The sequence below is a fragment of the Aeromicrobium sp. genome (assembly GCF_025965075.1).
GTDB lineage: Bacteria > Actinomycetota > Actinomycetes > Propionibacteriales > Nocardioidaceae > Aeromicrobium.
This window is the reverse complement of record NZ_JAOPXQ010000165.1, coordinates 1-7237: the sequence shown is the minus strand read 5'-3', so window position 1 is coordinate 7237 and position 7237 is coordinate 1. Positions and strand designations below refer to the sequence as shown.

At 65.9% G+C, this 7237-nt stretch carries 11 protein-coding genes; 9 read left to right on the top strand and 2 right to left on the bottom strand.

Going from position 1 to position 7237, the window contains the following annotated elements; genetic code table 11:
• The 5 genes from JWQ91_RS10210 to JWQ91_RS10190 all read left to right on the top strand — a co-directional run.
• A partial coding sequence (locus JWQ91_RS10210; protein WP_297783218.1) for an IclR family transcriptional regulator C-terminal domain-containing protein occupies window positions 1-416 on the top strand: 416 nt, incomplete at its 5' end.
• A 208-nt stretch (window positions 417-624) separates the two neighbouring features.
• Complete coding sequence (locus JWQ91_RS10205; RefSeq protein ID WP_366521373.1) at window positions 625-1524, top strand: polyamine ABC transporter substrate-binding protein; 900 nt, start codon at window positions 625-627, stop codon at window positions 1522-1524.
• A gap of 124 nt (window positions 1525-1648) precedes the next feature.
• Window positions 1649-2539 carry an ABC transporter permease gene (locus JWQ91_RS10200; protein ID WP_297783213.1) on the top strand — a complete coding sequence of 297 codons (891 nt, stop codon included), beginning with the start codon at window positions 1649-1651 and terminating at the stop codon, window positions 2537-2539.
• Window positions 2536-3327, top strand: coding sequence for an ABC transporter permease (locus tag JWQ91_RS10195; RefSeq protein WP_297783210.1), 792 nt, complete (start codon window positions 2536-2538; stop codon window positions 3325-3327). Before JWQ91_RS10200 ends, JWQ91_RS10195 begins: the two co-directional genes overlap by 4 nt.
• A gap of 124 nt (window positions 3328-3451) precedes the next feature.
• Window positions 3452-3589: a hypothetical protein gene (locus JWQ91_RS10190; protein WP_297783207.1), complete on the top strand. Its 138-nt coding sequence runs from the start codon at window positions 3452-3454 to the stop codon at window positions 3587-3589.
• 118 nt (window positions 3590-3707) lie between these two features.
• Here JWQ91_RS10190 and JWQ91_RS10185 read toward each other — a convergent pair whose 3' ends face one another.
• Window positions 3708-3833 carry a hypothetical protein gene (locus JWQ91_RS10185; protein WP_297783204.1) on the bottom strand — a complete coding sequence of 42 codons (126 nt, stop codon included), beginning with the start codon at window positions 3831-3833 and terminating at the stop codon, window positions 3708-3710.
• A 91-nt stretch (window positions 3834-3924) separates the two neighbouring features.
• On the opposite strand from JWQ91_RS10185, the gene JWQ91_RS10180 reads away from it, so the two are divergent.
• Window positions 3925-4176, top strand: a complete 252-nt coding sequence (locus JWQ91_RS10180) for a hypothetical protein (RefSeq protein WP_297783201.1) — start codon at window positions 3925-3927, stop codon at window positions 4174-4176.
• A 219-nt stretch (window positions 4177-4395) separates the two neighbouring features.
• Here JWQ91_RS10180 and JWQ91_RS10175 read toward each other — a convergent pair whose 3' ends face one another.
• Window positions 4396-5595 (bottom strand): CHAP domain-containing protein, encoded by a 1200-nt coding sequence (locus JWQ91_RS10175; RefSeq protein ID WP_297783198.1) that lies wholly within the window; start codon window positions 5593-5595, stop codon window positions 4396-4398.
• Window positions 5596-6232: 637 nt separating this feature from the next.
• Here JWQ91_RS10175 and JWQ91_RS10170 point away from each other — a divergent pair.
• The 3 genes from JWQ91_RS10170 to JWQ91_RS10160 are packed head-to-tail and all read left to right on the top strand — an operon-like array spanning window position 6233 to window position 7193.
• Window positions 6233-6427, top strand: a complete 195-nt coding sequence (locus JWQ91_RS10170; protein ID WP_366521374.1) for an ATP-binding cassette domain-containing protein — start codon at window positions 6233-6235, stop codon at window positions 6425-6427.
• Entirely contained in the window at window positions 6402-6683 is a 282-nt protein-coding gene (locus tag JWQ91_RS10165; RefSeq protein WP_297783195.1) for a hypothetical protein, read from the top strand. Before JWQ91_RS10170 ends, JWQ91_RS10165 begins: the two co-directional genes overlap by 26 nt.
• A 24-nt stretch (window positions 6684-6707) precedes the next feature.
• Complete coding sequence (locus tag JWQ91_RS10160; RefSeq protein ID WP_297783192.1) at window positions 6708-7193, top strand: ATP-binding protein; 486 nt, start codon at window positions 6708-6710, stop codon at window positions 7191-7193.
• The last annotated feature ends 44 nt before the right edge of the window (window positions 7194-7237 follow it).

Genomic DNA, 7237 nt, shown 5'->3' with positions numbered 1-7237 from the left:
GATCACACGCGCTGAGCGTCGGCAACCTCGATGTCGGCTACAGCGCGGACCTCCACGCTCGTGCATCGGCCAAGGCTGTCCTGGCGTTCCTGCCCGAGCGGCAGGTCGAGCTGATGTTCTCCGGCGTCGAGATGCGCCAGCTCACTGCCAACACGTGCCATTCGTACGAGGAGATGGTGACGATCCTCGCCACCGTGAGACGCGAGGGCTACGCGATCGACAACGAAGAGTTCGCCGAGGACATCTCCTGCGTGTCGGTGCCGTTCTTCGACAGCGACGGCAGTCCTCTCGGCTCCTACACCGTGTCGTCGCCGACGTCCCGGTTCGCGGTCAGCAGGACTCGGCTCATCGCCGAGACCCGGGAAGTCGCCTTCAAAGCCACCGAGCACTTTCGCTCAAGTGGGCCCCGATCTTGATCGCGGGCGCAACCAGCGGTACCGCAGCACCCAGCAATGTCCCTCTCATGAAAGTGAAGACATGATTTCTCGATCAATACGTGTGTGCGCCGCGGGCGTCACCGCGGTCTTGACCCTAGGCCTGACAGCGTGCGGGAGCGGGTCTGGCAGCTCAGGTGGTTCCGGGATCGTCATGGTGGGCGCCGGTGGCGCCTACCAGGAGGCTCAGGTGAAAGCGTTCATCGAGCCCTTCACCAAGGAGACCGGCATCAAGGTCGGTCAGGACTCGCCATTGAGCTATCCCAAGCTCAAGGCCATGGTCGACGCCAAGCGCGTGACTTGGGACGCGATGGAGGCCTACTCCTACTTCGCGGTCGGCGAGTGTGGGACGTACTTGGAGAAGATCGACTACAGCATCGTCGACAAGTCCAAGATCGAGCCTGGACTCGCGCTCGAGTGTGGCGTGCCCAACATGAAGTCGGCACTTCTGCTCGTCTACAACACTGACAAGTATGGCGACAACCCGCCGACCTCGTGGAAGGACTTCTTCGACACCAAGAAGTTCCCCGGCAAGCGCGGCATGATGAATGCGGCGGACCAAGGTGCCCTCGAGGCTGCGCTGCTCGCTGACGGCGTCGACGGCAAGGACCTCTTCCCGCTCGACTACGACCGGGCCTTCGCCAAGCTGGACTCGATCCGTGACGACACCAAGTTCATCGCCACCGGAGCCGATCAGGAGCAGGCGCTCCAGAACGGCACGGTCGACATGATGCTCGCCTGGCCGGGACGCGCGTACGACGCGGTCACCAAGGGCGCCAAGCTCAAGCCGGTCTGGAACCAGCCGATCTTCTACAACGATGTGTTCGTGGTGCCCAAGGGGACCAAGAACAAGAAGGCCGTCATGGAGTTCCTGAACCATGTCGTCTCGGCCGAAGCCCAGGCCACCCTGGCCGAGAACATCGCCTACGCGCCGATCAACCCGGCCGCAAAGCCGAACATCGATGCCGTCAAGAAGTCGTTCCTGCCTTCGGGCCAGGACAACGGCACCGGGATCAAGCGCGACGACAAGTGGTGGGCCGACAACCTGGTCGACGCCACCGAGCGCTGGACCAAGTGGAGCGCCGGATAACCACGCGTTCCCCTCGCGTCGGGTCGGGGCGGGCGGTGCCTCTTTCGAGGCGCCGTTCCCTCGGCCGACGCGTGCGGCCAGACAGCCCTCCTCCTCCACGCTCCGAAAGTGAACGACCATGCACATGCAGCTCGATCACCAGCTGACGAAGCCGCCGACAGCGGGCCTCGCACGACGACTCGGCACTGCGGTCCGCGTCTACACCGGCGTGAGCCCGGCGCTGATCGCCGTGGGACTCGCGTTCCTGTATCCGACGGCGCTGCTGATCTGGCTCAGCTTCACCGATCCGCAGCCGGGCCTCGGCAACTACACCGCGATCTTCTCCGACAGCCTGGCCATGACGGTGATCGCACGGACCTTGCGGATGGCGGGGACGGTCACCGTCGTGACGGCACTTCTCGCGTACGCCTATGCGTACGTCATGACCGCCGTGGGCGCCCGGATGCGTGCCGTCATGCTCGTGCTCGTCCTGATGCCGTTCTGGACCAGCCTGATGGCCAGGACCTTCGCATGGGTCGTTCTTCTCCAGGAGCGCGGCCCGGTCGACGACCTCTTCAGCCTCACGCCGATCGGCTCGGTCGAGCTGCTGGGCACGACGACCGGCGTCACGATCGCGATGACCCAGGTGATGATGCCGTTCTTCGTGCTGCCCCTGTTCGCGTCGCTGCGCGGTATCGACCGGCGTCTGATCGATGCGGCCCTCGGGATGGGCGCCCGGCCGATCGTGGCGTTCTTCAAGGTCTACCTGCCACTCTCGCTCCCCGGCATCCTCGCGGGCGCGGCGATGGTCTTCACGCTCTCGCTCGGTTTCTACGTCACACCCGAGCTGCTGGGCACCCCACGTGAGTCGATGGTCGCGCGTCTCATGGCGTCGAAGGTCGACCCGCTCCTGCAGTTCGGTGCCGCCGGCGCACTGGCTGTTGTCGTGCTGCTGATCACCCTCGCCCTGCTCGGCGTCATCCTCACGGTTCTGAGGGTGCGCGGCGGAGTCGAAACCACTGGAGGCTCCAAATGAACCGCACCACGTCCGTCTCCTGGCCACTGAGGATCCTCTGCTTCTTCATCGCGCTGTGGCTCGTCGGCCCGATGTTCATCGTCATTCCGCTGAGCTTCACCGGACAGGCTAGCTTCACCTTCCCGCCGCAGTCATGGTCGCTGGACTACTACCGCAACTTCTTCACAGATCCGGCGTGGACTGACGCCTTGTGGACCTCGGTGAGGCTGGGAATCGCGGTGACGATCGCCGCGACCATCATCGGCACGGCGGCGGCGATTGCCCTGGTGCGTGGCCGGATGCGCGGCAAGACCGTCGTCACGGGCGCCCTCATGGCGCCGATGCTGCTCCCTCAGATCATTGTCGCGCTGGCGATCTACATCGCGTTCCTTCGCCTGGGATTGGTCGGCACGTACACGGGCTTCTTCCTGGCGCACACCGCGTTGGCGATCCCGTTCGTCCTCGTGCCCGTCATGGCCAGCCTGCGGACCTTGGACCCCGACGTGGAACACGCCGCGGCCGGACTCGGGGCTTCGCCGGTCAGCGTCCTGTGGCACATCACGGCACGCCTCGCCGCCCCCGGGATTCTCTCGGGAGCGGTGTTCGCTTTCGCGACGTCCTTCGATGAGGTTGTCATCTCGATCTACCTGCAATCCCCGCTGCTGCGGACTCTTCCGGTTCAGATGTACACGAGCGTGACGACCAACACCGACCCCACGATCGCGGCCGCCTCGGCCATCATCCTGACCGTCACCACGCTGCTGATCCTCGTGCCGCAACTGGTCTCAGGTCGCGTGGTTAAAGACTGAGGCCTGCGAGATCGGGCCAGTCGTCCTGAGATTCACCAAGCCTTGAGGCGACCGCGCTGAGGCCCTGCCTGAGGGTGCCGAGACCGCGAGTCCGGTTGCAGGCACCTTGGATGTTCGCGGACTGATGGCTGACCAGGTCGGGACGATCGCGAGCCGTGCCGGCATCACGCTCTACGAGCTCTCGACGCAGGCGGCGTCGCTCGAGGAGGCCTACATGGCCATGACGGCCGACTCGCTCGACTTCAGGTCAGATGCCGCATGAGCACCGGGACCGTGACCCGTCCGGTCTTCACGGTGAGCCTCCCACTCGCCCACGAGGTGATGCCCCAGGGTGCTTCGGCGCCGTCGTGAATCCCGGCCGGGCCGGGCGCCGCGACCTGTCAGACTCCGCCGGCGATGAGGATGCCGTCGGTGATGAAACCGGCCAGCAGGCCGATCAACAGGCCGATCGCCACCAGGCGACACGCCGAGCCTTGGCGACGACCCCAGCAGCTGCGCGATGACATAGACGATCGACCCGGCAGCCATGTCACCGTCGGTGTACGGCGTCTGACCCTCCGACAGATCCCAGCCGCGCATCTTTCGCGAGAACCCGCCGTGGTCGCGGTCGCCCGCAAGGGTGAGGCGTCGCTCGCGCAGGTCGAAAAGGACTTCGGCGTATCCGAGTCCTGTCTGCAGCGTTGGCGGAAGCTGGCTGACACCGAGGACGGCAAACGTCCCGGTGTCACCGCCGGCGAGGCCGCTGAGACCCGCGAGCTGCGCAAGCGGGTCCGGCTGCTCGAGCAGGAGAACGAGGTCCTGCGCCGTGCCGCGGCGTATCTGTCCCAGGCGAACCTGCCGGGAAAATAGTCTTCCCGCTCGTCCGTGAAATGGCCGCGACCGTCGCCCGCATCAGGGTGCCGGTCGCGGGCAGTCCCGCTCGTCCTTTGTGGCGGTCCATCCGCTCGGCCAAGACCCGTGTTGGGTCATTTCGAGATTCGCACACGTCGATCCGCATCTGAGGCTTCGAACGCTCGCCTCACGAAGGAAATAGTTAGAGGTGACCTGAATTTAGCGCACGCGACCGGGTCAGCTCACGGTAAGTGTGACCGCCGCGGTGCTCGGTAGATGCTTCGTTGAACCGACGTAGCGCGCACTGAGTGTGTGGGTGCCCTTGACCTGCTTGGGAAGCGACACGGTGATCGTGCGCGTGCCACCGGAGCCGAAGGTCAGGGACTTGAGCACGGTCGACCCGCGCACGATGTCGACCCGGCCCGTCGCCGGGGTGGGCGCAAGAGTGACTGTCATCTTCGGAACAGTGGCGGCTTTGATCCTGGAGTCAACCATTTCCGCCGTGGTCTTCGACGCGTCGCGAATTGTGACCGGCCGCGCCCCGAGCAGCACGTCGTGGCCCTTGCTGAGCGGGGTGTTGAGCGCGTACAGGTACATCGTGGTGGGTCCGCGAGTGCTTACGGTCTTGGTTCGGTGGAAGTTGAAGTACGGCGAGGTGAAGGTGAATGACTCGACGCCGGGTGTTCCGCGTGGGCCCCCGAGGGAGACCAGATAGCTCGGATCGACTGGGAAGACGAGCAGAGCGCTGTCTGGATCACCGGATGTGCCCCAGAAGTCGATCTGTCCGGCGACGGGGGCGCTGACTGAGTCGAACGTGCCGAATGGTGAGCCGTCCGATTTCGGATAGTGGATGAACCCTGACGGCCACTTGGCGTCGCGGGTCACGCGTCGCCAATCGAAGTCACCCCCGAGGTTGTCCTCTGAGACCACGATCGAGCCGTCAGCGCGAACTTCCTCGACATAGGCCACATGCCCGGTCGAATTGCCCATGCGGGACGCCGTCCACCAGGCGACGGCGCCCACGGTGGGACGGTCGTCAACGGGCACACCGGCCTTGCGTGCTGCGTCGCCCCAGGTGTAAGCGGTTGCCGTTCCCGGTGGGCGGGCCACGAGCCGATCACCATGGGTCAGCCGAAAGGCCACGTAGTTGGTGCAGTTGTGTCCGGGGGTCTGGTTCCAGTACGACAGAAGTCCCAGCACCGAGTACCCCGCGGTGTCCCTGCCGGCAAGCAGGCAGGCGGCCAGCCCCTTGCACAACAGGGTCGAAGCACCGGAGGCGGCTGGGGCCGCAGCTAGCGCCGCCGTAAGGAGCGTGGAAACGACGGCCAATGCGGTGACACTTCTACGGCGCCGGGGGCCCACTATCGAGGCGAGCGAACCTCCCTGTGCCGTACCTTCCTCCTGGCTGCCTACTCGAATGATCTGACGCGGGTCCATGCTGCCACTTTCATTGAAGTTCGAAGTGGTCCCCCGAAGTTCAGGACCGCTAGAAGGCACTGCGAACAAAAAAAATAAAGCATCGCGAAAAAAACTTTCAAGCGGGGCTCGGAGTACGCACCCCTGCTGCAGCGCGGCGGCTCGCCCTGAAGGCGGGCAGAAGCCGGGCCTTGCGCAGCCGGTCACGCGTGCCGGTGGGGAGATGGCCGCCACCAACTTCAGGACGCCGACCGCTGCGGCCCCGAACGCGGCAAGCTGGCGCGTACGCTGCTCCTGACGACCGCCGCTTGTGGGGGTTCGGGCGGCGACACCCCTGCGCCGGCCGCCTCCAAGTCGGTGCGTTCTGGCTCGAACCCGTCGGCCGGTGACGCCGCTCCTGTCCCCGTGGAGAGCAATTCTCCGGGGGATATTCCCGACAATCTGGCGTTCGTGCCGAATGTCAGCAGGGCCGGGCACTACTCCTTCACGCACCCTGGGGGGTGGGCTCGCGTCGGCGCCGGGCAGACCGTGACCTTCACGGAGAGCTGAATGGTGTCATCGTCACGGGTCGGCCCGGCACGACCGCGCCGACCCTGGCCAGCGCCAAGCGGGACGACGTCGCGCGTCTCAAGGCCGCCGTGCCTGCCCGCCAGCTGAAATCCATCGAGGCGGTGAAGCTGCCCCCGGGGGGTCTTCCCGCCGAGGGCACGACGAGGTCGTCGCGCTACGAGATGTCTCGATCGAGCTGATTGCAGGAGAGCTCATCGCGGTCATCGGGCCGTCGGGCTCGGGCAAGTCGACTCTGCTCAACATGCTGGCCGGCCTCGATGATGTGGTTGGCCGAGCGGGCTGAGGCCGCCGCGCCGCGTGATCTGGCGATCGGTCTGCCCGTCCCGCCCGCCGGTGCCGAGCTCGCGCGACTGGTCGGAGCCCTCAACCGCAGGCTGGCTCGTGTCGAGATCAGCCACGTCAAGGAGTTGCAGTTCGCCGCCGACGCGGGCCACCGCCTGCGCGCTCCGGTCGCGACACTTCGCGCCGAGGCGGAGCTCGCCATGCGCGGGGACAGAGCCGATCAGACTGAGGCGCTGGGGGATCGTCCGGGACGCTGATCAGTGGCGCTGGTGGCGGATCGGATGCTGCGCCGCATCCGTGGAGGACGTGACTCCTCCGAACCGGTGATCCCGGCCTTGGTCGCCGCCGCCGCGCGGTGGGAGCGACAAGCCGGACTCGTCGGTGTGACCTTGGTCCTCGAGCTGGCACCGACGATCCCCGAGTCGGCCAGCTGTCCTCATGCCGTTGACATCATTGAGCCGATCGTCGACAACGCGATCCGCCACACCCCCGCCGGCGTGACCGTCGAGGTGACCGCCAGAGCCGAGCAAGGGCGGGACGGTCCGACATTGGTGATCGATGTGCGGGACGCCGGCAGCGGTGTTCCTCCGGAGCTTGCCTTCCAGACTTTCGATGCTTGGGTCAGCAGCAGAAACGGCAGCATCGCCGGCGTGGGATCGTGGGTCGCTCGAGAAACCGCACGCGATCTGGATGGCGACGTGGTGTTGCGCGAAGACGCAGTCGGGCGCACGATCTTCACGGTGAGCTCCCACTTGCCCACGAGGTGATGCCCCAGAGCGCTTCGGCGCCATCGTGATTTCATGGCCGGACC